Source organism: Pseudomonas sp. 7-41 (assembly GCF_021233075.1).
GTDB lineage: Bacteria > Pseudomonadota > Gammaproteobacteria > Pseudomonadales > Pseudomonadaceae > Aquipseudomonas > Aquipseudomonas veronii.
The window spans coordinates 5,339,969-5,364,850 of sequence record NZ_CP089551.1 but is presented as its reverse complement, the minus strand read 5'-3'; the positions used below and the strand labels follow the sequence as shown (position 1 = coordinate 5,364,850).

The 24,882-nt window shown below is 59.8% G+C and carries 25 protein-coding genes and 1 pseudogene; 13 read left to right on the top strand and 13 right to left on the bottom strand.

The window, feature by feature from the left end:
- Positions 1 to 57: 57 nt before the first annotated feature.
- Positions 58 to 366: a PepSY domain-containing protein gene (locus LQ249_RS24310; RefSeq protein WP_017847226.1), complete on the bottom strand. Its 309-nt coding sequence runs from the start codon at positions 364 to 366 to the stop codon at positions 58 to 60.
- Between the two features lie 87 nt (positions 367 to 453).
- The gene (locus tag LQ249_RS24305) at positions 454 to 1,581 is read right to left on the bottom strand and encodes a glycerophosphodiester phosphodiesterase family protein (RefSeq protein WP_017847227.1); all 1,128 of its coding nucleotides are present in this window, start codon (positions 1,579 to 1,581) and stop codon (positions 454 to 456) included.
- A gap of 233 nt (positions 1,582 to 1,814) precedes the next feature.
- Here LQ249_RS24305 and LQ249_RS24300 point away from each other — a divergent pair, with 233 nt between their 5' ends.
- Positions 1,815 to 2,138, top strand: coding sequence for a DUF2025 family protein (locus LQ249_RS24300; RefSeq protein ID WP_017847228.1), 324 nt, complete (start codon positions 1,815 to 1,817; stop codon positions 2,136 to 2,138).
- Between the two features lie 58 nt (positions 2,139 to 2,196).
- Here LQ249_RS24300 and LQ249_RS24295 read toward each other — a convergent pair whose 3' ends face one another.
- Together LQ249_RS24295 and LQ249_RS24290 are read right to left on the bottom strand one after the other, a co-directional pair.
- Positions 2,197 to 2,517, bottom strand: coding sequence for an antibiotic biosynthesis monooxygenase family protein (locus tag LQ249_RS24295; protein WP_017847229.1), 321 nt, complete (start codon positions 2,515 to 2,517; stop codon positions 2,197 to 2,199).
- Positions 2,514 to 3,221 carry a CTP synthase C-terminal region-related (seleno)protein gene (locus tag LQ249_RS24290; RefSeq protein ID WP_126589222.1) on the bottom strand — a complete coding sequence of 236 codons (708 nt, stop codon included), beginning with the start codon at positions 3,219 to 3,221 and terminating at the stop codon, positions 2,514 to 2,516. Before LQ249_RS24290 ends, LQ249_RS24295 begins: the two co-directional genes overlap by 4 nt.
- Before the next feature lie 80 nt (positions 3,222 to 3,301).
- Between LQ249_RS24290 and LQ249_RS24285 the strand changes: the two genes are divergently transcribed.
- Positions 3,302 to 4,183 (top strand): LysR family transcriptional regulator, encoded by an 882-nt coding sequence (locus LQ249_RS24285; protein ID WP_079444558.1) that lies wholly within the window; start codon positions 3,302 to 3,304, stop codon positions 4,181 to 4,183.
- Positions 4,184 to 4,203: 20 nt separating this feature from the next.
- Here the strand turns inward: LQ249_RS24285 and LQ249_RS24280 are convergent, their stop codons facing one another.
- The 3 genes from LQ249_RS24280 to LQ249_RS24270 form a co-directional block, all read right to left on the bottom strand.
- The gene (locus LQ249_RS24280; protein WP_046382313.1) at positions 4,204 to 4,728 is read right to left on the bottom strand and encodes a DUF1003 domain-containing protein; all 525 of its coding nucleotides are present in this window, start codon (positions 4,726 to 4,728) and stop codon (positions 4,204 to 4,206) included.
- A gap of 117 nt (positions 4,729 to 4,845) precedes the next feature.
- Positions 4,846 to 5,904, bottom strand: a complete 1,059-nt coding sequence (locus LQ249_RS24275; protein WP_046382314.1) for a diguanylate cyclase — start codon at positions 5,902 to 5,904, stop codon at positions 4,846 to 4,848.
- A gap of 191 nt (positions 5,905 to 6,095) precedes the next feature.
- The gene (locus LQ249_RS24270) at positions 6,096 to 6,722 is read right to left on the bottom strand and encodes a TetR/AcrR family transcriptional regulator (RefSeq protein WP_232565953.1); all 627 of its coding nucleotides are present in this window, start codon (positions 6,720 to 6,722) and stop codon (positions 6,096 to 6,098) included.
- A gap of 124 nt (positions 6,723 to 6,846) precedes the next feature.
- Here LQ249_RS24270 and LQ249_RS24265 point away from each other — a divergent pair, with 124 nt between their 5' ends.
- The 3 genes from LQ249_RS24265 to LQ249_RS24255 all read left to right on the top strand — a co-directional run bounded on the left by LQ249_RS24265 (position 6,847) and on the right by LQ249_RS24255 (position 10,403).
- Complete coding sequence (locus tag LQ249_RS24265) at positions 6,847 to 7,905, top strand: MBL fold metallo-hydrolase (protein WP_126589223.1); 1,059 nt, start codon at positions 6,847 to 6,849, stop codon at positions 7,903 to 7,905.
- A gap of 198 nt (positions 7,906 to 8,103) precedes the next feature.
- The gene (locus tag LQ249_RS24260) at positions 8,104 to 8,757 is read left to right on the top strand and encodes a hypothetical protein (RefSeq protein ID WP_232565952.1); all 654 of its coding nucleotides are present in this window, start codon (positions 8,104 to 8,106) and stop codon (positions 8,755 to 8,757) included.
- Between the two features lie 140 nt (positions 8,758 to 8,897).
- Positions 8,898 to 10,403 carry an amidase family protein gene (locus LQ249_RS24255; protein WP_052735760.1) on the top strand — a complete coding sequence of 502 codons (1,506 nt, stop codon included), beginning with the start codon at positions 8,898 to 8,900 and terminating at the stop codon, positions 10,401 to 10,403.
- Between the two features lie 58 nt (positions 10,404 to 10,461).
- Here LQ249_RS24255 and LQ249_RS24250 read toward each other — a convergent pair whose 3' ends face one another.
- The 4 genes from LQ249_RS24250 to LQ249_RS24230 all read right to left on the bottom strand — a co-directional run bounded on the left by LQ249_RS24250 (position 10,462) and on the right by LQ249_RS24230 (position 14,000).
- Positions 10,462 to 10,836: a helix-turn-helix transcriptional regulator gene (locus LQ249_RS24250; protein ID WP_057004494.1), complete on the bottom strand. Its 375-nt coding sequence runs from the start codon at positions 10,834 to 10,836 to the stop codon at positions 10,462 to 10,464.
- 157 nt (positions 10,837 to 10,993) lie between these two features.
- A complete protein-coding gene (locus tag LQ249_RS24245) occupies positions 10,994 to 11,947 on the bottom strand; it encodes a hypothetical protein (RefSeq protein ID WP_232565951.1) in 954 nt (317 codons plus the stop codon).
- A gap of 117 nt (positions 11,948 to 12,064) precedes the next feature.
- Positions 12,065 to 12,709 carry an HAD-IB family hydrolase gene (locus LQ249_RS24240; RefSeq protein ID WP_017847240.1) on the bottom strand — a complete coding sequence of 215 codons (645 nt, stop codon included), beginning with the start codon at positions 12,707 to 12,709 and terminating at the stop codon, positions 12,065 to 12,067.
- A gap of 364 nt (positions 12,710 to 13,073) precedes the next feature.
- A complete protein-coding gene (locus LQ249_RS24230) occupies positions 13,074 to 14,000 on the bottom strand; it encodes a LysR family transcriptional regulator (protein ID WP_046382319.1) in 927 nt (308 codons plus the stop codon).
- 305 nt (positions 14,001 to 14,305) lie between these two features.
- Here LQ249_RS24230 and LQ249_RS24225 point away from each other — a divergent pair, with 305 nt between their 5' ends.
- The 3 genes and pseudogenes from LQ249_RS24225 to LQ249_RS24215 form a co-directional block, all read left to right on the top strand.
- Positions 14,306 to 15,742 carry an NAD-dependent succinate-semialdehyde dehydrogenase gene (locus tag LQ249_RS24225; RefSeq protein WP_128191987.1) on the top strand — a complete coding sequence of 479 codons (1,437 nt, stop codon included), beginning with the start codon at positions 14,306 to 14,308 and terminating at the stop codon, positions 15,740 to 15,742.
- A 12-nt stretch (positions 15,743 to 15,754) separates the two neighbouring features.
- Positions 15,755 to 16,087 carry a carboxymuconolactone decarboxylase family protein gene (locus LQ249_RS24220; RefSeq protein WP_017847243.1) on the top strand — a complete coding sequence of 111 codons (333 nt, stop codon included), beginning with the start codon at positions 15,755 to 15,757 and terminating at the stop codon, positions 16,085 to 16,087.
- 29 nt (positions 16,088 to 16,116) lie between these two features.
- Positions 16,117 to 16,257 (top strand): annotated as a pseudogene (locus LQ249_RS24215) (zinc-binding dehydrogenase); the annotation flags it as partial.
- A 186-nt stretch (positions 16,258 to 16,443) separates the two neighbouring features.
- Here the strand turns inward: LQ249_RS24215 and LQ249_RS24210 are convergent.
- The gene (locus LQ249_RS24210) at positions 16,444 to 17,694 is read right to left on the bottom strand and encodes a ribonucleotide-diphosphate reductase subunit beta (RefSeq protein ID WP_079444551.1); all 1,251 of its coding nucleotides are present in this window, start codon (positions 17,692 to 17,694) and stop codon (positions 16,444 to 16,446) included.
- Positions 17,695 to 18,203: 509 nt separating this feature from the next.
- A complete protein-coding gene (locus LQ249_RS24205) occupies positions 18,204 to 18,473 on the bottom strand; it encodes a DUF2790 domain-containing protein (RefSeq protein ID WP_017849219.1) in 270 nt (89 codons plus the stop codon).
- Between the two features lie 394 nt (positions 18,474 to 18,867).
- Here LQ249_RS24205 and acs point away from each other — a divergent pair, with 394 nt between their 5' ends.
- The 5 genes from acs to LQ249_RS24180 all read left to right on the top strand — a co-directional run bounded on the left by acs (position 18,868) and on the right by LQ249_RS24180 (position 24,867).
- Entirely contained in the window at positions 18,868 to 20,823 is a 1,956-nt protein-coding gene (gene acs, locus LQ249_RS24200; protein ID WP_017849218.1) for an acetate--CoA ligase, read from the top strand.
- A gap of 668 nt (positions 20,824 to 21,491) precedes the next feature.
- Positions 21,492 to 22,277, top strand: coding sequence for an ABC transporter substrate-binding protein (locus LQ249_RS24195; protein ID WP_017849217.1), 786 nt, complete (start codon positions 21,492 to 21,494; stop codon positions 22,275 to 22,277).
- Between the two features lie 91 nt (positions 22,278 to 22,368).
- On the top strand, positions 22,369 to 23,058 hold the full coding sequence (locus LQ249_RS24190; RefSeq protein WP_010566615.1) for an ABC transporter permease: 690 nt from the start codon (positions 22,369 to 22,371) through the stop codon (positions 23,056 to 23,058).
- On the top strand, positions 23,055 to 23,753 hold the full coding sequence (locus LQ249_RS24185; protein ID WP_017849216.1) for an ABC transporter permease: 699 nt from the start codon (positions 23,055 to 23,057) through the stop codon (positions 23,751 to 23,753). Before LQ249_RS24190 ends, LQ249_RS24185 begins: the two co-directional genes overlap by 4 nt.
- A 1-nt stretch (position 23,754) precedes the next feature.
- Positions 23,755 to 24,867 carry a succinylglutamate desuccinylase/aspartoacylase family protein gene (locus LQ249_RS24180; protein ID WP_046382322.1) on the top strand — a complete coding sequence of 371 codons (1,113 nt, stop codon included), beginning with the start codon at positions 23,755 to 23,757 and terminating at the stop codon, positions 24,865 to 24,867.
- The last annotated feature ends 15 nt before the right edge of the window (positions 24,868 to 24,882 follow it).

Sequence of the window (24,882 nt, the reverse complement as noted above, 5' to 3'; positions counted from 1 at the left end):
AAGCGCCCATAAAAAACCGCGCCACCCGAAGGTGGCGCGGTTTTTTCAGGGTTTGACTCAGGTGTCTTGCTTGTCTTCGAGCACGGTGCCGGTCTTGGCGTCGAGTTTCACTTCAAAGCGCTTGCCGGCGGTGTCGGTCAGTTCAACTTCGTAGACCAGGACGCCGCTGTTGTTGTGGTCCAGCTCGGTGTCGGTAATCTGGGCGCCGGCGTGTTTGGCCACGGCGGCGGCGTTGAGCTTGTCGAAAGGCATCACGGCACCGGATTTGAGCAGACCTTCGATATGATCCGGGCGGACATCGGCCTGGGCCAGGCCGGCGGCCAGGGTCAGGGCGGTCGCGGCAAACAGAGCAGTCAAGGTTTTCATGGTGTGTATCCTTTTTCGGTGAGCTGTTTAAGTGGCGCCAGATTAACCGGCGCAACTTAATTCATCCTTAATGGCACACTGACTCGCTCAGTATTTGTGGTCGTTCAGCAGGTCCTGCACGCTGGACGACGGCCAGCGCTTGTAGAACTTCAGCAGTTCGGCGGCGCGGTTGGTGAAGATACCGTCGACGCCGGCGTTCATCACTTTCTCGAAGTCCACAGGTTCATCCACGGTGTAGACGTGTACCAGCAGGCCCTTGTCGTGGGTCAGCTTGTTCATTCCAGGCTTCACCAGGTCGGTGTAGCTCTGGTCGCCAAGGGCGGTCAGCTCCGCCGACGGGCCCGTGCCGATGGCGCCGAGGCTCTTGGCTTCGTCGACCCACTTTTCGAACTCGGCGGCGTCCTTGGGCTCTTGCTTGGCGTAGTAAGCGGCCTTGGTCGCTTCGCCGGATTCGGCGAAGGTTTGCTTGGATTTCGGCTCGATGCTGCCTTCACCCACCCACAGCAGCAGGATTTTCGGGGTGTTGGGCATTTCTTTCTGCAGCTCTTTCAGGCTGGCCGTCTCGAAGGTCTGCAGCACCACGCGCCCTTTGCCCTGGCCGACCCCGGTGTTGCTCTTGCCCAGCTTGGAGCCGGCGGAGCTCAACCAGCCTTTGTCCAGCAGCTTGTTTTTCAGGTCGGCTTCGATGCCCGGGAATTGCTTGGGTTCTTTGGTTTCGATGTACAGGCCCGGTTTGTGCTGCGGGTTGCCTTCGGCGATCTTGATGATGTCGTCCAGGCTGAGGATTTTCAGGCCGACGAAGCCCGGGCGGGCGCGGTCCGGGTAGGCGGCGTTGAACCAACTGCCGGCGTCGAGGGTTTGCAGTTCTTTCCAGGTGAACTCGTTGGCCGGGGCGTCTTTGCGCTCGGGGAACTTGGTGGCCACGTCGGTGGTGCGTTGCAGGTTGTTGTCGTGCAGGGCGAACAGCACGCCGTCCTTGCTGCGCTGCAGGTCCAACTCCAGGTAGTCGGCGCCCAGGTCGCGCGCGACCTTGTAGGCTGCGGCAGTGGACTCGGGGGCGTCGTAGGACGCACCGCGGTGGGCGATCACCGCAGGGTAGGGAATGCCTTCGTTAGTTGCCAATTCAGCCGGGCTGATCGGGTCGGCAGCCTGCGCCTGGCCAAGGCCAAGCATCAGGGCGAGCAGCAAGGCACTCTTGGTGAACGTGACAGGCATATGTGGAGTCCTTTCGTGGAGGGAGCTTTGAGAAGGCTTCCTTTTTAACAATTGATAACGAAAGGCGCTATCACCAAACCGACATTAACGTGTGTGCGCGCCAATTTTCTGGGTTTTTTTTGCGTGGCTTTGCAGTACTCTTGCCGCGAACCGCCCCGTAAGAGGGCAGTACTTTCCGCCACGCGTGTAAACCATCTTTCCAGTCCCTGTGGGACTTTTCAGTGAGGTTTACCATGCGAATCACCTCCGAGCTTATCTGCCAGGCCGCCGACCAGCTTCACGGTTTTGTCGGCCTCAACCGCAAGACCGGCCAGTACATCGTGCGTTTCAGCGAGGACTCCTTCGGTATGGATGTCGCCGATGACGGCATCATCCCCACTGCCGAATTTGTCTGGCTGCCGGCCCCCGAGCACGTCATGACGTTGTCCCGTGAGCGTCTGCAGCTGCTGCTCGATCAGAACATCGACGACCGCATCAACATCACGGAGCCGCTGCGCGTGTACATGCGGCGTGTGGAGATCCCGCAGATCAGTGCGTTGCGCAGTCTCGTCAGCTAGCCTGAGCGGCGTTTTGGCATCGATGAAGATCAACGGCGGGAGGGCTTCTGGCTGCCGTTCAGTTCTGGAATGTGTAGGCCCGCTCCACCTTGCATACGCGGGTGTGAAACGCCGAGTACCAAGTGGAACGCCCCTGCTCGCGCACCGCCCGATGCTCGGCCTGTTGTTTCCAGGCGAGGATGTCGGCTTCGCTGCGCCAGTACGATACGGTGATCCCCAGGCCATCCTCCCGCGCCGACTCAACCCCGAGAAAGCCCGGCTGCTCGCGCGCCAGTTCCAGCATGCGCGTGGCAGCCTCAGCGTAACCGTGGTCACCGGCGGTGCGCAGTGAGCTGAAGATCACTGCGTAGTAAGGCGGAGCGGGGGTGTGGGCAATCATACCGAGGTCTCCTGGCAGGCTTTGAGCAGAGCGATCACCAGCGGCGGCGTGACGCCCCTGAGGGCGGCGCGTTCGGGTTGGAACAGCGTGGCGACAAAGAACGGATGGTCCAGCAACTCCACCGCGCGCAGGTCGCCGGCCGAGTCGTGGCCGCAGGGGATCAGAGCACCGTCCAGCAGCGCGCTGGCGAAGTCGGGGTTGATGCCGTAGCGGCAGCGATAACCTTCGTGGATATCGCGTGTGCCGTAGGCGTCGGCGATGCGCGTGTAGGCGGCCAGGCGCACGGTGTCGGTGGCTTCCACCAGAGAACAGCTCAGTGGCGCGATCACCGCACGTGGGGCGTTGGGGGCCAGTTCGCCATGTTCGGCATCGGCCCAGCCCAACACATTGCGGGCATATTCCAACACCGCGTGTTGAAAACCGCCGCAGGTGCCGAGGAAAGGGCGCCGCTGCTCGCGGGCAAAACGGATCGCACGCAGTGCGCCGTCGATGTCGCGGTACGGGCTGGCGGGCACGCACCAAAAGCCATCGAAACCCTGCAGCGCGGAGGTGGTGTTGAGGGTGTCGGTCTCCAGCCATTGCGTGCGAACCGTCAGGCCCAAGGCGTCGGCGGCCTGTTGCAGCGCCACGGGAATGGCCTGGTGTGCAATGACATCGGGGTTGTAATCGCCGATCAGGGCGAGGTGCAGCGTGCTGGCGTTCATCTTAGGCATCCCCTGGCTTGTTGTGTCCTGGCGCGCACTATAGATTGGCGTTCACGCAATCAATATTGGCGTTTGCCCACATGTTCAATGCACTCACGCACTATCGAATCGATTACCCCGACCTGTCGCTGATCCTCGCCCTGGTGCGCGGTGGCACCCTGGCGCGGGCCGCCGCGTTGTTGCGGGTGGATGTGTCGACGGTGTTCCGCGCCGTGCGGCGCCTGGAGGCCGCGCTGGGCCAGACGTTGTTTGAAAAAAGCCGCGCCGGTTACCTGCCCACCGGCCTGGCCAGTCATCTGGCGCAACAGGCCGAACGCGCCGAACAAGCCCTGGAAGCGGCGCGGGTCGGCGTCGAGCAAGGCGGTGAAGTGATCAGCGGCACCGTGCGCCTGACCTGCACCGACTCGGTACTGCAAGGCTTATTGTTGCCGGCGCTGGCGCAGTTCATGCCGGATTACCCGGCGCTAACCCTGGAGCTGAGCACCTCCAATGACTTCGCCAACCTCAGCCGCCGCGATGCCGACATCGCCTTGCGCCTGACCCGGACACCGCCGCAGCATCTGGTCGGACGTTGCCTCGGCACCGTGAGGTATCAGGTGTGCGCGAGCACAGATTTTGCGCGGCAGCACGCAGGACGCGAGCTGGCGGAGCTGGCCTGGATCGCACCGGATGATTTCCTGCCCGATCATCCCACCGTCGTCTGGCGCCGCGCGCAGCTGCCGGGTGTGCGTCCCGGCTATCGCTGCAACAGTATGTTGTCGGTCACCGAACTGGTGCGGGCAGGGCTGGGCGTGGCGGCGCTGCCGGATTTCCTGTTGGATGAACACCTGCAACCGCTGGGCCCCGCGTTGGCGGGGCATGACACGGCGCTATGGCTGCTGACGCGCCCCGATTGCCGGGCATTGCGCTCGGTGGTGACGCTGTTTGATCAACTGGGGCGGCATGTCCGACTGAGCCCCTGAGACCGGCGGGCATGGGGTGCTTAAGGTTTTCGCACAAACTGCGCGTGCATTTCACACGTCAGGGTCTCGATGCGCTCGGTCAGTTGCTTGGTCATTTCCGTCAGCCGAGTGTTCTGCTCCAGCAGTTCCAGCAGCTGTTTGCTGGTGTTCTGCGCCTCGGCCTGGCGCTCGGCATTGGCGACGGCCAGCGCTTCACGGTGCTGCGCGTCGGCATCGGACTGGGCTTTGTCGCGCGCGGCCTGGCGTGTCTGGGCCAGCAGAATCAGCGGCGCCGCGTAGGCCGCTTGCAGGCTGAAGGCCAGGTTGAGCAGGATGAACGGGTAGACGTCGAAGTGCGTGATGCCGCTGACGTTGAGCGCAATCCACACGGCCACGATCAAGGTTTGCGCACCGAGGAACATCGGCGTGCCGAAGAAGCGTGCGAAAGCCTCGGCCTTGAGGGCGAAGGTGTCGTTGCCAAAGGTCGGCGCCAGGTGCGCGTGGCGTCGATGAAAACGTAGATGATCGACGGGGACGGCTTTGGGGTTGTCGGGGGTTGGGCTCATGGCAAACTCGGGTCATCAATGTTTAAGACAGGCGGCCACTATAGCCTTGGCGACCTGTCTTACGCATGAATAACCCGAGGACGACCTGGGGTGCCTACGAGATGCCGTATGACCGCCTCAGGCGGAATGGGCGACCGCGTAGTTACTCGCATTGACCCGGTTGCGCCCGGTGTCCTTGGCGGCGTACAGCGCGCGATCCGCCGCGTTCAGCCAGGTGGCGGCATCGGTGAAGATCCGTTGGAAATCGGCGAGGCCGATGCTCAGGCTCACGCGCAACTCGGGGATCTGCGGGTTGCGATAATTACTGAAGTTTTCGCGGATACGCTCCATCACCCGTGCAGCTTCTTCCAAGGGCATTTGCGGAAGAATCACACAGAACTCATCGCCCCCGTAGCGTCCGGCCAGATCGTTTTCGCGCAGGTTGCGCCGTATCTCCAGGCTCAGTTGGCGCAGTACGGCATCGCCGACGATATGGCCGTGAGTGTCATTGATTTGTTTGAAGTGATCGATATCGATCAGCGCGATGGTGGCGTGGCTTTGCTGTTGCCGGCACTTGTGGAACTTGAGGTGCAGCAGATCTTTCCAGGAACCGTGGTTGAGCAGGCCGGTGAGGCTGTCGGTGCGGCTCAGGGCGCTGAGGGCGCGTTTGTGTTCCGACAGTTTGATCGCCAACTCGTAGCAGACCATGCCGATGGCCATGGGGTACAACGTCAACATCGGCAGGCAGGTGTAGACCTGCAGCAGGCTGACGTCGGGGTTGAACCGCACGCCGAACAGCGCCCATGCCACCCCGATCCCCACCCCTTGCGCGAGCAAACCGCGCAGGAACAGGCGCTTGCCGCCGGCGGCGAAGTTGTTCATGGTCATCATCGAGAGGATGGTCACGGCCGTCAGCGGCGTGAACTGGGCAGCGGCGGCCCAGAAACCACCGCACAACGAGTCATACAAAATGTTGCGCTGTTCGGCGTGGTAGGGGAAGGGTGAGCGGATTGACAGTTGGTACGCCACATGTGCCCACGCCAACCCATTGAACAGCAGGAACGCCCACACCCAGCCCGGCATCGCGAGCGGGTACAAGCCGCCGATGACACTGATGCAGCCGATACCCAGGCCGATGATCCTTGGCTTGTAAATACGCCTGGCAAATGAAAGCCCTTTGCCTCGTCTGTTTTCCATAGATTCCCAGGTCAGCTCTTTTTCACAGATTCAGCCGCGCGCGTGTGCAGGGATAACCGTTGATCGGATAATGTGTGTGAATATTGTCGATTATTCATGTAGGAATAATCAGTGTCCTTCCAGGCCATTCGCGCAAAACAGAGGGCAAATAGGCCAAAAACGACCAGGTATGTCGCGTCTGCAACGGTCGTTTACTGCGGGCGGCGAGTGTCGGCGTCGTAGCAGGACAGAAACATATCGATTGCCGACTCGATCACGCGGGCTTGGTCGGCGGCGTCGAGGGTGGGTTGGCCGAGGGTGATCTGCGGCCAGAAGGCGAATGCCTTGAGCAGGCTTTGAATCTGGTGCGCGGCGAAGGCCGGGTCGGCACACGTGAGCCGGCCGTCTTCCTGGGCGGCGCGCACCCATTGAGTGAAACCTTCTTCGCGCATGCTCAAGCGGTTGACCATGTCCTGGGCGCGTTCCGGCGAGTGAATGGTGGCGGCGATGGCGACCCGGGCCAGGTCGAGGAAGTTAACGTCCGACATCATCTTCATCTTCGCTTCCAGCAACCCGCGCAGTTGTTCACGCAACGGGCGGTCGCTGGCGTAGCTCACGTCGAGTTGCGCGACGCTGCTGGCCCAGAGTTGGTTGAGAATTTCGGCGAACAACTCTTCTTTGCTGGGGAAGTGGTTGTACACCGTGCGCTTGGAAACGCCGGCGGTGGCGGCGATCCTGTCCATGCTGGTGACCTCGAACCCATTGACCCGAAACTCTGCGATGGCGGCGGCCAGGATGGCTTCGCGTTTGCGTTGGGTGAGGCGTTGAGGCGCAGTCATGAACAGTGATCGACTCTAAAAGGAAAATTACACTCGGTAGTTTACTTGCTCCGGGTTTTGTTGCAATCTTGAAACTACACTGTGCAGTGTAATTCCATGAGCGGTCCGTAGGAGTCACCTTGTAATGGCCACGATTTCAACCCGTCTCGATCCCTCGCCTGTGGTACGCAAAGCTGCCGAACAGGAGCAAGGCACCTTCAGTAACCATGCTGCCGTACAGCGCGCCGGCTTCGGCAGAACCTTGCGCATTTTCTGGAAGATGCTGTTTCACAAGCCGCGCAGCACGCGGCCGGTGGGGGATATTCCGGTACATTCGCTGACCCGCGAACAGCTGTCGGCCGCCCCCGACCACAGTGTGTTCCGCCTGGGGCATTCCACCGTGCTGCTGAAAATGCGCGGCAAATTCTGGCTGACCGACCCGGTATTCGCCGAGCGCGCTTCGCCGTTCAGTTGGGCCGGCCCCAAGCGATTCCATGCCCCGCCGATCAGTCTCGAAGACCTGCCGCCGTTGGAAGCGGTGATTCTTTCCCACAACCATTACGACCATCTCGACCGCAAGGCCGTCATCCAACTGGCCGACAAGACCCGCTACTTCCTTGCGCCGCTGGGCGTCGGCGACATCCTGGTGAAGTGGGGTGTGGACGCCGGCCAAGTGCGGCAGTTGGATTGGTGGCAGGGCAGCGAAGTCGATGGCATTCATTTTGTCGCCACTCCCGCGCAGCATTTTTCCGGGCGTGGTTTGTTTGATAGCAACCAGACGCTGTGGTGTTCCTGGGTGATGATCGATGGCGCGCGTCGCGTATTTTTCAGCGGCGACACCGGTTATTTCGACGGTTTCAAACGCATCGGCGAACAGTACGGGCCGTTTGATCTGACGCTGATGGAAACCGGTGCTTACAACGTCGACTGGCCCCATGTACACATGCAACCGGAGCAAACCCTGCAGGCGCACATCGACCTCAAAGGTCGCTGGCTGCTGCCGATTCACAATGGCACCTTCGACCTGGCCTTCCATGCCTGGCACGAGCCTTTCGACCGTATCATGGCGTTGGCGTGGGAGCGTAACGTGTCGATTACCACACCGGCCATGGGGCAGGCGTTCAGTTTGAGCCAGCCCGCGCGAGGTGTCGCGTGGTGGTTGGAGGTGGAGGTTCAGAGCGGTAAGGAAGCGCTTGTGAACTGACGGTTGGGAAAAACGGAAAAAAAGGAATTTTCAAGGTGTTGCAGGCCTACGACAAACGCCAGATGAGAGTGCGATGATCTCGGGAAGGTCAATTTCCGGGAGTCGGCTCTGATGGACAATAAATGTGGGAAGTCTTTGCTATCGCCTATGTCTTGTCGGCGGGAAGCGTTTTTACCCCCCTCTGCGGAACCGGTTTGTTTGGCGCAGGCGCCCTCCAACGCTCACGTCGAAACGGGGAGCACGACGGCACTGGGCATCGGCTACGTCCCCGATGCACATCTTGGTGCCGGCGTTGTAATCCCTGGCTATAACGTGCCGGCCCTGCCTCTGAAACCTGTGCGCGACCCCGCGCTGTCATTGATCGCCTTGAGTGGTGTCGAGCCCACTGAATCGGGCAAGGTGGAAGCTGCCTTGGTGCAACACTCCAGCAATTGCGCCGTCCCCTACACGTTGGCGGGCACTCGCGTGGGGTTCGCCGACCGCCTTGTGCGTGGCAATGATCAGGAGCCGATTGAACACAGCACATCCTTCCTGGAAGCGTTGGGCTTCCTGCGTCAGGCCGGTGCCCAACTGGTGGCGGTGCCGGCAGAGCGGGCTGATGACGGCCTGCGCTTCACCCTGCATTCGCGCAATGAAATCGATGAGCGTGTGAGTGAGTATCGGCTGGATGCGCTGGTGTCCGAGAGCCATAGCGCTGCATTCCATGCCGCGTGCTGGAGTGGCTACCCGAGCCTTGGTGAGCCGCTGGGGGACGGGGCGACGCTGTGGTTCTATGGCGCACAGTGGTCGAAAGACTCGCTGAAGGTGCTGGTGCAGGGCTATCGCAACGCCCGTGGCCTGACTAATGGGTAGGCAAAGCTACCAACTGCGCTGAACAATCCCACGGTTTGAACAACCTGCGTCGCGCAGCCTGGAAGGAGGGGGGTTTTTAGACTGGTGTACGGATCAATGTGGGTCCTTCATCACTTCTTACGCCTTCCGGGAGGTGCTTCATGTTGGGTATTGGTTATGGCATGGGTGTGTTTGTTCACCAGGTGCAGCGAGTGCTGCCTGCGCAGTCTTCATCGGGGGCTTCAGCGCCGGTTCCCCCGGGAACGGAATACGCCAGTGTGCGTGAGCTCGGCGAGCAAATGGCCCGACCGGGTGGGCTCACTTCGGCGAATCTGGTCAGTTACCTGCAGGAGCGCATTCATAAGCTGGACCCCAAATTGAGTTCGATCATTGAACTGAACCCCGAGGCCTTGCAGATCGCCCGCGAGCTTGATCTGGAGCGCGCCAATGGCAAGGTGCGTGGCCCGCTGCATGGCATTCCCGTGTTGCTCAAGGACACTATCGAGACGGGAGATACCCAGCAAACCAGCGCTGGCGCCTTTGGCTTGGTGGGCAGTGCGGCGCCCAAGGATGCCTTCATCGTCGAGCGCTTGCGCGAGCAGGGGGCCGTGATCCTGGGTAAAACCAACTTGACTGAACTGGCGGGCTTTCGCGGTGGCCCCGATGGTTCGAGTGGGCGGGGCGGGCAGACGCGTAACCCGCATCAAGCGGGCGCAGAGGTGGGTGGTTCGAGTTCGGGGTCGGCCGCCGCGGTCGCCGCAGGCTTCGCCCCCTTGGCGGTGGGCACCGAGACCAATGGTTCGATCATCGTGCCGGCGGCGTTCAACGGGGTGGTCGGTTTCAAGCCCGGCGTGGGTTTGTTGAGCCGTAGCGGCATCATTCCAGCCAGCCATCGGCAGGACACGCCGGGCCCGATGACGCGTTCGGTGTTTGATGCTGCGTTGATGCTTAACGCGATGTCGGGCAGGGACCCTCATGATGCCGCCAGTGTGGATGCGCCCCAAGGGATTGATTACACCGCGTTGCTCAAGCCCGGTGCGTTGCAGGACAAACGTATCGGCTATCCCGTGACCTTTTCCGCGAATGGCGAAAGCTTACCGGTGGACAACAGTCCGCAATTTCGCAAGACGCTTGAGGTGCTTCGCGCGCAAGGCGCGGTTCTGGTGCCGGTCGATATGCGCTTGGCCGACGCATCACGCTATGGCGAACTCTTGTACGCCGATGTGAAGGATGAGTTGAACGACTACCTGGCCAAGCGCGAGGGGTTGCCGGTCAAGTCGGTGTCCGAGTTGATCGCGTTCAATGAAAAGCGCGATGGCACCGACACCGATCACCAACCGACACTCAAGGAGATCAACGCGTCCACCCTCACAGCCGATGAGCGCCAGCCGTTATGGGACGCAATGATCGAGGATTTTCGTGGCACGGTGGATGAACTGATCACGCAGGAAAACCTCGACGCCATGGTGTCGGACTTTGATACAAACAGCTACTTCGCGGTTGCGGTGGCCGGCTACCCAGGGATCAGCGTGCCATCCGGGAAGAATGAGGACGGCGTGCCGACCAGTGCGTACTTCTTTGGTGCCCGTGGGTCTGAACCCACACTGCTTGCTGTGGGCCATGGCTATGAGCAGGCGGCACAGAAGGTCGCCAAGCCCAGCCTCTAAGCCGTCAGGCAATGTTCACACCCTGGCGTGGCCAACGTTGGGGTTCGCACTCAGCGCCTTACTGCGCCTGCGGGGTTGGTGAATCAATTGACGTCGCTGTTGAACCCATCAATCGAGACAGGATGTTTTGTGCAGCGGGTTCCGTTGCGGCGGCTCCCAACTTGCGCGCACGCATCCCCCAGCCAGGCGCAAACCCTGGGAAAAACGCCAACCCCTCGGCTTCCAGGCGAAACGCCAGGGTCAGGCGCACGTCGTCCTCCACGGTGCCCTGGGTTTCAAACCGTTGAATCGCATCCACCGTCACACCGGCCTGGCGCGACAGCTCTTCGCGGCTCCAGCCGAGCATGACGCGGGCCTGCACGCTGTGCTTGGCGGTGAATTGATGCAGGACGATCTGCTGTTCTACGAAAGAGCTCATTGCCAGAGAGGACATGGGGTGTCTCCAGGGTTCGACGGGGAGGACAAACTATACTGTGTTTTTGTACAGTTGTTTTGACCGCTCATCAACTGGAATGTTCTCCGGCGCCGACACCGTTCTATTTTGAGGCTTGCACGAGGGTATTCGTGTGCGAGGTCGGGCACGGTCTCGGCTAACCCGCCTCAGCCGCCGGCACTTCGCGAATAATCAAATGATCCAGATTCTCGATATCGGCGCTGAACACCCCAAACGTCTGCTCGGGGTATTTCTTGCTGGGCACCTGTCTAAGTGCCGGCGTCACCCCGTAAAAGAAGCAATATAACGGCCGTGCGCTGCTGGCCGCGGCCTTGATCTGCTCGAGGAACGCTGTGCGCTTGCGGTAATTCTCGATGAGTTTCTTGCTCAGGTAGACGTTGACCGAATAGGGCTTCTTGTCGAGCCATACCTTCTTTTCGAAGTCGATGCGAAAGCTGCTGGTGTAGTCCTTGATCGCTTTGATCCGGCCCCAGTAGATCAGGCCCTGATTGTCCTGCAGGTACTCGATCTTCTTGAAAAACGTCCAGTACGTCGCGGTATGGTCGCCGATCTTCAAGGGCATCGCCTTGAGCTTGTCCTTGTCGTCGAGGTTCGACACATAACATTCCACCGGGTGTGCGAACACGCTGGTTTTATCCGGGGTGGTGTCGTTGGCGCCGACAGACGCGCTGGTGCGGGTTGAAGGGGGCTTCGCCGGGGCTTGTGGGACTTGCCCGTCAGTGCCGGCCTGCGGGGTTTTACGCGGGTAGGTGCGCCGGGTCAGGACGAATTCCGATGGGAAGTGTTCCTCGCGCTCGTCCTCACTTTCGCCCGTGGCAGGCTTGTGGCTGCTGGCGTAACGGCAACCCTCGATGTGCCGGGTGCCTGGGGTGTTCTTGAAATGCGGGGTGCGTCGGTAGTTGACGTTTTTTGCGTTGAACGTGCTCAACACATTGCCTGCGTCAAAGGCCGCGCGGCATGTGTCGTTGGGGCAGAGGAAACGGTCCGTGTCGGAGTCGTAGGCGTCGGTTTCGTCGAAATTCAACTCTCGCACGTCGTAGATCGACAGCTTGTCGTCGAGACTCAGGCTGTAGGCCGTGTCGAATTTCATGGGCTCGGGTCCGTGAGAGGTTTGGCTATTGATAGCCGGATATTACGCAGATGTCGCTAGGAAACCGCAACCTCGCGTATCCCAGCGAGGCAGTGATGGCATCCCCCACCGCCCATATCAGCGCTGCAACCTGGCCTGCTGCTTCTTCCCATGAAAATGCCGAAAATGCGCGTCCTGCGCCGCCGCCAACAACTCCCGGTCCCCACGCGTATCGCCCCAGGCCCTGAGCCGATACTCCCCCAGGTCGCCATACACCGCTTCAAGCCGCAGCACCTTGTTCTCGCACCGGCAGTTGTTCCCGGTGAGCTTGCCGGTCAACACGCCGTCGACGACCTCAAGTTCGGTCCCGATCAACTTGATCCCAAGCCGATCGGCAAACGGCTGCAACACCAACGCCGGCGACGCCGAACACAACGTCACCACCGCCCCCGAGCCCAGCTCCTGCTCCACCGACAACACCCCCGCCGGCCGCATCAACCGCGCCCAACTGCGCTGGCAGTACTCCTCGGCCTTCTGCTGCACCCACGCCTTCTCCACCCCGGTCATAAAGGTGCGGATCAACTGCGCCTTCAACTCGTCCCGGCTGATCTGCCGCACCAGAAACCGCAGCCCAGGCACCGCCAGCTTGACCATCCGGCCATAGAACTCGCCGGCGCCAAAGGCAAACTTGAGGAAGGGCACGAAACTGTCGTGATGGGTCAGGGTGCCGTCGAAGTCAAAGACGGAAAGTACTTTGGCATCCACGGGGCCGGCTTCGAGCATATCTGGGTTCACGGGGTGGCCTCGGTCCTGGCTAGTATTGATTGAGAATGCATCAGCTGTGACCGCAAGAGTTTACTCCTGTATCAATCGGCCGATTGTCGAGTAGAGCCCGGCGGTGAATTCATCCCGGTCGTTCGAGCGGTGACAGTGCTGATAGCAATTGGCGGACAAGGCTACAGCATTGGTGATGCGATCCGAACCCTTCGTGATGGACTGCAAAAAATGGCAAAACAAACACTTCAAGTGGTATGACCGAACCTTAGCCCGCCTGATGGTCTTTAGCGTCTTCTGTTTCGAAATGCCTCGGAATGAGGAAGACACCCATCCTGATACTGCCTCCCCGTCGGGCCTTAGTTGGCGTCCTTCAAGCGATGAGCTCCTGAGCGGTCATCATCAGCTCAGTACCGACCCGATTTTTTAACGTATCGATGAATCGAGTAACTTTTGCATCGATGAACTGACGTGATGTGTAGACGGCGTAAACATTACGCTCGTAGGTATGGTACTCGGGCAAAACACGCACGAGCCGGCCTGAACGCAAGTCCTCAATGGCTGAAAAACCGGCCAGCAAACCTATGCCTGCTCCCTCTCGAATGGCGACTGCCATTGCGTCCATATCATTGACGCTGAAACTCGGGCCCTTGGGGGTAAATAGCGCATCCCCGGTCTTGCTCTTTAATTGCCATTCATCCCGCACATAATCGACGGTGCCCAACAGCAAACACTGATGATCGCTGAGATCTTCTGGCGTTACAGGGGCAGCGTGTTGCTCCAGATATGCTGGAGACGCCACCAGCACACAATGGCTGATGCCGATCTTTTGGCTGACATACGCTGAATCTGGCAGCGTTCGGGCAATCAGAATCGAGACGTCCAGTTGGTCTTCCAGGAGGTTAGGCATTCGCTGAGAAAGCATTAAGTCCACGGTGACATCGGGGAATTCCCGGCGGTAATCCAGCACGGCCGAAGTAACCAACTGCCGTGCTAGCCCCGGCACACAATGCACACGCAACGTCCCCCTGGGTTTCAGCGCGGCGTTGCTCGCTTCGGCTTCTGCATTTTCAAGGTCTGCCAGAATTTTGGTACAGCGCTCATAAAAGCGCCGGCCAGCGTCTGTCACCGAAAGGCGGCGGGTCGAGCGCTGTAACAGGCGGGCGTCGAGCACGTTTTCAAGCGCGGAAACCGCACGCGAGACATTGCCGACCGTAGAGTCCAGATGGTTAGCCACCGCAGTAAAACTGCCCATCTCAACAACTTTGACGTACACGGACATGTTCGTAAGCTTATCCATCCAACTCTACCTGTCGATCTGATTGCAAACGTTCTTCACTGCAGAAGTCCCCACCCCAAAAAACAATCAAGCCTGGAGCGACGAGCCAGGTTGTCATTGCCGCATGACGTGGGCGGTATTTGCAGATGCTACACACTCCTGGCGGTGCTCGATATTACCTCCAGGCACAACAATGATTCCCTTCTGGTCGGCTAAATCAAACGGTTCGTACTCCATAGACTTGGTTGCACAGGGCGCCTGAACACGGCAACCCAGGCGCTGAGTCTTGTACGAACTTGTTGATAAACCAACCGAAGGGCAACCTCATGAACACGTCTTACGACCCGCTTTATCTCTTTATCGGTGGTGAATGGATCAGTGCCGAAGGACGCGCGACCGCCGCTGTCGTCAACCCCGCAACCGCACGTGAGATCGGGCGTGTTCCACTCGCCACCGCAGGCGACCTCAATCACGCGCTCGAAGTGACTCAACAGAGCTTTGAACAATGGCGCCAGACCGTACCCGAGAAGCGCGCAAAAATTCTCAAACGCGCTGCCGATCTCATCCTGGAACGGGCCCCACACATCGCCGAGCAAATGACGCTGGAAGAAGGCAAACCGCTTGCGGAAAGCCTGGATGAGGTCACGCGTGCGGCTGAGTACTTCGAGTGGTTTGCCGAAAGCGCGCGCCGTATCGATGGGCGTGTAGTTCCGGCCAATCGTCCCGGTGTGCTGCAAATGGTAAAACGCCAAGCCATCGGCCCTGTCGCTGCGTTCACGCCCTGGAATTTCCCGGCCATTACACCCGCCCGCAAGCTCTCGGCAGCCTTGGCCGCAGGTTGCAGTGTCATCCTCAAGCCAGGGGAAGAAAGCCCCTCCACCGCGCTGGCCCTGGCGCGTGCTCTCGACGATGCAGGATTGCCTAAAGGCGTGTTGCAAGTGGTCTTTGGTGTGCCGGACCAAGTTTCCAGCCACCTGATCGCTTCTCCCATCATTCGCAAGGTGACCTTTACCGGTTCGGTCCCCATCGGTCGGCTGCTATCCGCTCGTGCTGCCGAGGGCGTCAAGCCCATCACCCTTGAACTGGGAGGACACGGGCCGGTGCTGGTATTCGATGACGCAGAAATCGAAAAAGCAGCCGTCGAAGGCGTTGCCAATCGGTTCCGCGGGACTGGCCAAGTCTGCATCTCGTCAACGCGCTTTCTGATTCAGCGTGGCGTCTATGAAACGTTTGTTGAGCACTTTGTGACGGCCACCCTCGCGTTGAACATTGGCGATGGCCTGACGCCCGGCACCCAGGTTGGGCCGCTCGCCAATCCACGGCAGTTGGCCAAGATGGAAGAGCTGGTGGCAGATGCCGTTGCCAAAGGCGCACGCGTGTTGGCCGGTGGTAAACGCCTGGAATGCAGCGGCTACTTTTTTGAGCCCACCGTGTTGGCGGATGTGCCTATGCATGCCCGAGTCATGCATGAAGAACCCTTCGGGCCTATCGCCGTGCTGATGCCATTCGATCACTTGGCTGATGGTTTGAAAGAGGCCAATCGTCTGCCTTACGGGCTTTCAGCCTACGCGTTCACGTCGAGTGCTCGAACGGCCATTGACGTCGCTGACGGGTTAGAGGCCGGGATGATCGGGATCAACCAATACCGCATCGTCGCCACAGAGCTTCCCTTCGGCGGCATGAAAGAAAGCGGCCACGGTTCGGAAGGTGGCATTGAAGGCATCGAGCACTACCTCACCCACAAATTCATCAGCCAGGTTTAAGGAGACAGCATCATGTCCAATCTCAACTTCAGCAGTCCTCGTGAAGCGGCCCGGGCGTTTACCCCAAAGCTGTCGCAATTCGTTGATTCGACGCTGTATCCGCAGATCTGGAGCGATCCGGCATTGTCCCCACGCGACCGCAGCCTGATCACAGTGGCCGCATTGATTGCCGGTGGTCACTCTGAAGAGTTGCCCGCGCATCTGCGACGGGCGCTGAGCAACGGGGTGACCCATGACGAAATCGCCGCCGCGATCACTCACCTGGCGTTCTACGTAGGCTTTCCAGGCGCCATTACCGCCTCTGCTATCGCTAATGCCACGTTTACCGAACCGGAGAAAAACTGATCATGCATGCCGCGGCTATTCCCGAGGGCTTCGATGGCGCTGGAAGTTTGGAGCCGGTCGTCGACAGTACTTTCCCGCTGTCACGCGCGGCCGATGCCCATCGCCGAATGGAGTCGTCTGAAAACGTTGGAAAAATCATCCTGACGATGCAGCCTGCGGACTTGGTTTAAGTGCGAGGGCCAAAGGGGGTGGCATAGAGGCTTCGTTGGCACAAATACGCGGGCACCGTCACCCTTGATGCTGGCGTTCTGATGGGGATTTGGCCGGATTACAGGTAATCCATCTGCTGTTCCAAATCACTGAGTTTTTTACAAAAAAAAGAGCTGCCAATGGGCAGCTCCTTTGTACCGTTAAAATCAATCCCAGCTCAACGCACCGCCAGTCTGGTACTCGATCACACGGGTCTCAAAGAAATTCTTCTCTTTCTTCAAGTCCATGATCTCGCTCATCCATGGGAACGGGTTAGTCGTCCCTGGATACTCTTCCTTCAAACCGATCTGCGACAGACGACGGTTAGCGATGAACTTGAGGTAGTCCTCCATCATCGCCGCGTTCATGCCGAGTACACCGCGTGGCATGGTGTCGCGCGCGTATTCGATCTCCAGTTGGGTCCCTTGCAGGATCATCTGGGTTGCTTCTTCCTTCATCTCGGCGTCCCACAGGTGTGGGTTTTCGATTTTGATCTGGTTGATCACGTCGATGCCGAAGTTCAGGTGCATCGACTCGTCGCGCAGGATGTACTGGAACTGCTCGGCCACGCCGGTCATTTTGTTGCGGCGGCCCATGGAGAGGATCTGGGTGAAGCCGCAATAGAAGAAGATGCCTTCCAGTACGCAGTAGTAGGCCACCAGGTTGCGCAGCAGTTCTTTGTCGGTGTCGACGGTGCCGGTTTCGAATTTCGGGTCGGAGATGGAGCGCGTGTATTTCAGGCCCCAGGCGGCTTTTTTCGCGACCGATGGGATCTCGTGGTACATGTTGAAGATCTCGCCTTCATCCATGGCCAGCGACTCGATGCAGTACTGGTAGGCGTGGGTGTGGATCGCCTCTTCGAAGGCCTGGCGCAGGATGTACTGGCGGCACTCCGGGTTGGTGATCAGGCGGTACACGGCCAGGACCAGGTTGTTGGCGACCAGCGAGTCGGCGGTGGAGAAGAAGCCGAGGTTGCGCATGACGATGCGGCGTTCGTCGTCGGTCAGGCCTTCGGGGTTTTTCCACAGCGCGATGTCGGCGGTCATGTTGACCTCTTGCGGCATCCAGTGGTTGGCGCAGCCGTCGAGGTATTTCTGCCAGGCCCAGTCGTACTTGAAGGGCACGAGCTGGTTGAGGTCGGCGCGGCAGTTGATCATGCGCTTTTCGTCGACAGCGACGCGGGCGGAGGCGCCTTCGAGCTCGGCGAGGCCTTCGGCGATGTCGAGTTTGTCGAGGGCAGCCTTGGCGCGGATGATCGCGGCGGAGTCGTTGGCGGTGACGGCGCGGGCTTCGATGGCGGCAGCGGCGCCGGCACCGTCGAGGCGGTCCATGTTGGCTTCGGTGGCGTGGCCGGCGTTGGCGCCTTTGACGGCGACTTCGCCGTCTTCTTCTTTGTCGAATTCGTCCCAGCTCAGCATGACGTGTCGTCTCCTGCGTGAGGGCTCGAAGGTGCCCGTGTGAAACCGAATGGTTGGGGGTTCACACGGCCCTCGGGCCGCGGTGGATCTTAAGGAATCGTTTGTTGCAACAGCTAGCGCAGGCATTAAACGCAATGGGGTGAACGGGTGCTCTGCGTGAGGCTTGAGGGGCGGAGCGATAGATGCATGCTCCTGCGGAGGCCTCAGGTCGGCTCTTCATCCCAGTGTAAAGGGATATTGCAGGCCCGATTTACCCGCGCATTATAGGGAAAAAAACGGCTTTGTGTTGCGGCAGATGCGCTCGGATTGCTGACAAAACGCCTGGTATTCGAGCCAGAGCGAGGGTTTACAGGGGGTTGGTGCCGGAGGATTTTTTTGACGGACGGTGGGCTATTTATTGCGGGGGCTGGCGAGGTTTTTTGAGCGGGGGAGTGGGAGGCGGGTTTTTGGCCGCAAGAACAATTTCTTGCGGCGAATAAGATCACGGTCAATGTGAACTAACGAAGTTGTTATCCGTTAGAGCAACCGTTACCCATCACATGGTAGTTAAGAATGTGGCGCTGACCTTTGGAGTCTTCATATTCCATTTTTACCGGTACGACTTCGCATACATCTGGAATGGTGCTCATGGAGACTACTTTGGCGACGTCCAGGTGAGTGCTGTAGGTGTAGTCTTCAACAATCGGGGCGTTCTGGCCGGCTACGTCAGTCGGGGCTTCCTCGGCCAGGGCGGCGGTGGCGCACAAGCTGCTGAGGGCCATAACTAATAAAGCTTTCATTTCTCTTTTTACCTTCTTCAGTGCGAAAGGGGGCACGGGGCCCTTTGGAGGCCTCGTGTGTAACTTAGGGGTGTTTACTTCCGATTAACGTGCCTTCGTGGGGGCTGTTACGTTGTTAATCTGGTTGCCTTGTTGGCGGAGTCGATTTTAGGCCTGCGGGTTATATTCATATACCCGTGCTTTTGATAAACACTATTGGTGGTTTTTGTAACAATCCCCCGTCGCAGGTTTTTTACGTGTCCGCCAAGCGCCGCAGGCTACGGGCCAGAGGGGGGAAGGAGATAGCAGGGCAATTTGTAGGGTCTTGTTACTACCATCGTCGAATGGTTCTATAGGCTGACCCCGGCTACAACTGGGGTCATACAAAAACAACTATTTCACCGAGGTAAGAAAGATGAGTGCGGCTTCCCTGTACCCCGTTCGCCCCGAAACAGTAGCCAACACGCTGACTGACGAGGCGACCTACAAGGCCATGTACCAGCAGTCGGTGGTCAACCCCGATGGTTTCTGGCGTGAGCAAGCCAAGCGTCTTGACTGGATCAAGCCTTTCACCACGGTGAAGCAGACCTCATTCGACGATCACCATGTCGACATCAAGTGGTTTGCCGATGGCACCTTGAACGTTTCCTACAACTGCCTGGACCGTCACCTCGCCGAGCGCGGCGACCAGGCGGCGATCATCTGGGAGGGCGATGACCCTGCCGACAGCCGCACCATCACCTACCGCGAGTTGCACGAACAAGTTTGCAAGTTCGCCAACGCCCTGCGTGGCCAGGACATACACCGCGGCGACGTGGTGACTATTTATATGCCGATGATCCCCGAAGCTGCGGTCGCCATGCTGGCCTGTGCCCGCATCGGTGCGATCCACTCGGTGGTGTTTGGCGGTTTCTCGCCGGAGGCCTTGGCTGGTCGCATCATCGACTGTAAGTCGAAAGTGGTAATCACCGCCGACGAAGGTGTGCGCGCCGGTAAGAAGATTCCGTTGAAGGCCAACGTCGACGACGCTCTGACCAACCCGGAAACCAACAGCGTCCAGAAAGTCATCGTGTGCAAGCGCACCAGTGGCAGTATCAAGTGGAACCAGCATCGCGACATCTGGTACGAAGACCTGATGAAAGTGGCGGGCACCGTGTGCGCGCCGAAAGAGATGGGCGCCGAAGAAGCGCTGTTCATCCTTTATACCTCCGGCTCCACCGGCAAGCCTAAAGGCGTGCAGCACACCACTGGCGGCTACTTGTTGTATGCGGCCCTGACCCATGAGCGCGTATTCGACTACCGTCCGGGCGAAATCTTCTGGTGTACCGCCGACGTCGGCTGGATCACCGGCCACACCTATATCGTCTACGGGCCACTGGCCAATGGCGCGACCACGCTGATGTTCGAAGGCGTGCCTAACTACCCGGACATCACTCGGGTGGGCAAGATCGTCGACAAGCACAAGGTCAATGTTCTCTACACCGCGCCGACGGCGATCCGCGCGATGATGGCTTCCGGCACCGCCGCCTGCGAAGGCGTTGATGGCAGCAGCTTGCGCCTACTGGGTTCGGTGGGTGAGCCGATCAACCCGGAAGCGTGGGACTGGTACTACAAGAACGTCGGCCAATCCCGTTGCCCGATCGTCGATACCTGGTGGCAGACCGAGACCGGCGCCACCCTGATGAGCCCGCTGCCGGGCGCCCATGCGCTCAAGCCGGGTTCGGCGGCACGGCCGTTCTTCGGCGTGGTGCCGGCCTTGGTGGATAACCTGGGCAACATCATCGAAGGCCCTGCCGAAGGCAACCTGGTGATCCTCGATTCGTGGCCAGGCCAGGCCCGTACCCTGTACGGCGACCATGACCGTTTCGTCGATACCTACTTCAAGACCTTCCGTGGCATGTACTTCACCGGTGACGGCGCTCGTCGCGATGAAGATGGCTACTGGTGGATCACCGGCCGTGTGGATGACGTGTTGAACGTGTCCGGCCACCGTATGGGGACCGCCGAGATCGAAAGCGCCATGGTCGCCCACCCGAAAGTCGCCGAAGCGGCGGTGGTGGGTGTGCCGCACGACATCAAGGGCCAGGGCATCTATGTGTATGTCACCCTGAAAAATGGTGAAGAGCCGACCGAAGCGCTGCGCCTGGAACTGAAGAACTGGGTGCGCAAGGAAATCGGGCCGATCGCTTCGCCGGACGTGATCCAGTGGGCACCGGGCTTGCCGAAGACGCGGTCGGGCAAAATCATGCGACGTATCCTGCGCAAGATTGCCACGGCTGAGTACGATGGCTTGGGCGATATCTCCACCCTGGCCGACCCAAGTGTGGTGGCGCATTTGATTGAGACCCACAAGACCATGAACGTCGCGTAAGACGGGTGGGTGGGACAGAGCCCCATTCGGCGTGAGCCGGGTGGGGCTTTTTTGTGGTCTCTCAAAGCCACTGAAGATCCCATGTGGGAGGGGGCTTGCCCCCGATAGCGGTGGATCAGTCACTGATCAGTTGGCTGAAGACCGCCATCGGGGGCAAGTCGAATCGTCGCACCGCCCCTCCCACATGGACCTGCATAACCCCAGGCCAATAAATATCGACTTCTTCGTCAGGACGTTTCTGAATGTTACCGAGCGGCGCAAATGTGTAACCCTTCGCCCGAACATGAGGCAAAGTGCTACGGGTTTGCACCGAAAAGCCGCGTTTTAGACAGCTCCCAGTATTAGATTAAACGCCAGACTTGCCGTGCTAGAAGGGTTTGCGAATAATAGGCCCGCTATTTGCAGTATCAACAGGTTTAATATCTTTTGTCTCTGCATAAAAAACAGGGACTGTCAATGTGCTGGAACCGCTTTCTCGGTGCTTCTGTAAATTGTTGTCGCATTGAGGAAATATCGGCTTCCGGCCTGTCGTTAGAATGCCGATCACTCGCTCGTCGTCGCCGCTGTTGAATCGGCGTAGGACGCAGCACCGCTATTCGGTTTCACTCAGTCGCATCGTGGGCCATGGCTCATACTGCTGTTTTGCCCTATACCGATGGAGTCCCAAGATGAAGAAACTCGTGCTGTTGGGCGCCCTGGCGCTGTCCGTGCTGTCCATGCAGGCTTTCGCTGAAGGCAAGCCTCTGAAAATTGGTATCGAAGCGGCATACCCTCCGTTTGCCTCGAAGGCGCCGGATGGCAACATCGTCGGTTTTGACTACGACATCGGCAACGCTCTGTGCGAAGAGATGAAGGTCAAGTGTACTTGGGTCGAGCAAGAGTTCGACGGCCTGATCCCCGCGCTGAAAGTGCGCAAGATCGACGCGATCCTGTCGTCCATGTCCATCACCGACGACCGCAAGAAGTCCGTGGACTTCACCAACCGCTACTACCTGACCCCGGCGCGCCTGGTGTTGAAGGAAGGCACGACCGTCAGCGACAGCCTGGATGAGTTGAAAGGCAAGAAGATCGGCGTGCAGCGCGGTTCGATCCACGACCGTTTCGCCAAGGAAGTACTGGCGCCTAAAGGTGCCACGGTTGTTCCTTACAGCTCGCAGAACGAAATCTACCTGGACGTGGAAGCCGGCCGCCTCGACGGCACCGTGGCTGACGCCACCCTGTTGCAGGAAGGTTTCCTCGATACGGCTGCGGGTAAAGGCTACGCGTTCACCGGCCCAGCCTTTACCGATAGCAAATACTTCGGCGATGGCATCGGTATCGCGGTACGTAAAGGCGACAAGGAAAACCTGGACCGCATCAACGCTGCGATCACTGCGATTCGTGCCAACGGCAAGTACAAGGCTATCCAGGACAAGTACTTCAACTTCGATATTTACGGCCCAGACGCCAAGTAAATCGTCGCAGCGGTCTGTCCAGAATGGCGCAAGCAACAGAATTCCTGCGGTTTGCGCCATTTTTTCATCCCCCTTTTCGAGGACCTGAATCATGTTGAAAGGCTACGGGGCCGTCATCCTCGATGGCGCATGGTTGACGCTTCAGCTCGCCTTGTCGTCCATGGCCTTGGCCATCGTTCTGGGTCTGATCGGGGTCGCGTTACGCCTGTCGCCGGTGCGCTGGTTGGCCTGGCTGGGTGACTTGTACTCCACGGTGATCCGTGGGATTCCCGACCTGGTGCTGATCCTGCTGATTTTCTACGGCGGTCAGGACCTGCTCAACCGCGTCGCGCCGATGCTTGGCTATGACGACTATATCGACTTGAACCCCTTGGCCGCCGGTATCGGCACCCTGGGTTTCATCTTTGGCGCCTACCTGTCGGAAACCTTCCGCGGCGCCTTCATGGCCATCCCCAAGGGCCAGGCCGAAGCCGGCCTGGCGTATGGCATGAGCCCTTTCCAGGTGTTTTTCCGGGTGATGGTGCCGCAGATGATCCGGCTGGCGATCCCCGGGTTTACCAACAACTGGCTGGTCCTGACCAAGGCCACCGCGCTGATTTCGGTGGTGGGCCTGCAAGACATGATGTTCAAGGCCAAGCAGGCGGCGGATGCCACCCGCGAGCCTTTTACCTTCTTCCTCGCAGTGGCGGCGATGTACCTGGTGATCACCAGCGTATCGTTGCTGGCCTTGCGTCATCTTGAGAAGCGCTACTCGGTAGGCGTAAGGGCGGCTGATCTATGATCTTCGACTACAACGTCATCTGGGACGCCATGCCGCTGTACCTCGGCGGCTTGCTGACCACCCTGAAACTGCTCGCCATCTCGCTGTTCTTCGGCCTGCTCGCCGCCTTGCCCCTGGGCTTGATGCGGGTGTCCAAGCAGCCGATCGTCAACGGCGCGGCCTGGCTCTACACCTATGTGATCCGCGGCACACCGATGCTGGTGCAGCTGTTCTTGATCTACTACGGCCTGGCCCAGTTCCAGGCGGTGCGCGAGAGCTTCCTGTGGCCGCTGTTGTCCAGCGCCACGTTCTGCGCGTGCCTGGCCTTTGCGATCAACACCAGCGCCTACACCGCCGAAATCATCGCCGGGAGCCTCAAGGCCACCCCCAACGGCGAGATCGAAGCGGCCAAGGCCATGGGCATGTCGCGCTACAAACTGTACCGCCGCATCCTGCTGCCATCGGCCCTGCGCCGGGCGCTGCCGCAGTACAGCAACGAAGTGATCATGATGCTGCAGACCACCAGCCTGGCATCCATCGTCACCCTGATCGACATCACCGGTGCCGCGCGCACGGTGAACGCACAGTTCTACCTGCCGTTCGAAGCGTATATCACCGCCGGCGCGTTCTACCTGTGCCTGACTTTCATCCTGGTGCGCCTGTTCAAGTTGGCCGAGCGCCGCTGGCTGAGCTACCTGGCTCCACGGAAGCACTGATATGGAACGTATCGATCACCTGTTGCCCTGGGGCCACCTGGGTTGCGAGCGCCAACTGAGCGTGTTCCGTTTCGGCAGCGGCGAGCGCAAGGCCTACATCCAGGCCAGCCTGCACGCCGATGAACTGCCGGGGATGCGTGCCGCGTGGGAGCTGAAAAAGCGCCTGACCGAACTGGAACAGCAAGGCGCGCTCAACGGCGTGATCGAGTTGGTGCCGGTGGCCAACCCGATGGGCCTGGGCCAGCTGTTGCAAGGCAGCCATCAAGGGCGTTTCGAGATTGGCAGCGGCAAGAATTTCAACCGCGATTTCGTCGAGTTGAGCGAGCCGCTGATCGCACAACTGCACGGCAAGCTCGGCGATGATCCCCATGCCAACGTGCGCGTGATCCGCCAGGCGATGCGCGATACGCTCGACGCGCTACCCGCGCCGGCCAGCCAGTTGCAAGGCATGCAGCGGGTGCTGCTGAGCCACGCCTGCACCGCGGACATCGTCCTCGACCTGCATTGCGACGCCGAAGCCGCGCTGCACATGTACGCGCTGCCCCAGCATTGGCCGCAGTGGCGGTCGCTGTCGGCGCATTTGAATGTGAAAGTCGGGCTGCTGGCGGAAGACTCCGGCGGCAGTTCGTTCGATGAAGCCTGCTCGCTGCCCTGGCTGCGTGTGTCGCGGGCGTTCCCCGAGGCGCAGATTCCGCTGGCGTGCCTGGCGACCACCCTGGAACTGGGCGGCCAGGCCGATACCGGCCGCGATGAAGCGATCTTCCACGCCGAAGGCATCCTCGCGTTCCTCGCCGAGCAGGGCCTGATTAAAGGTGAGTGGCCGGCACCACGTCACGAACCCTGCGAAGGCGTGCCCTTCGAAGGCACCGAATTGCTGTTTGCACCCCACGCCGGCGTGATCAGTTACCTGCGTAAAGCCGGTGACTGGGTGGACGCCGGCGAGCCGGTTTTTGAAGTGATCGACCCTCTGGAAGACCGCGTGAGCATCATCTGCGCCGGCACTTCGGGGGTGCTGTTTGCCGTTGAACGGCTACGTTATGCCCAAGCGGGTTTCTGGCTGGCCAAGGTGGCGGGGCGCGAAGCGCTGCGTCACGGGCGCTTGCTCAACGACTGACCACCTGTTTTTGTG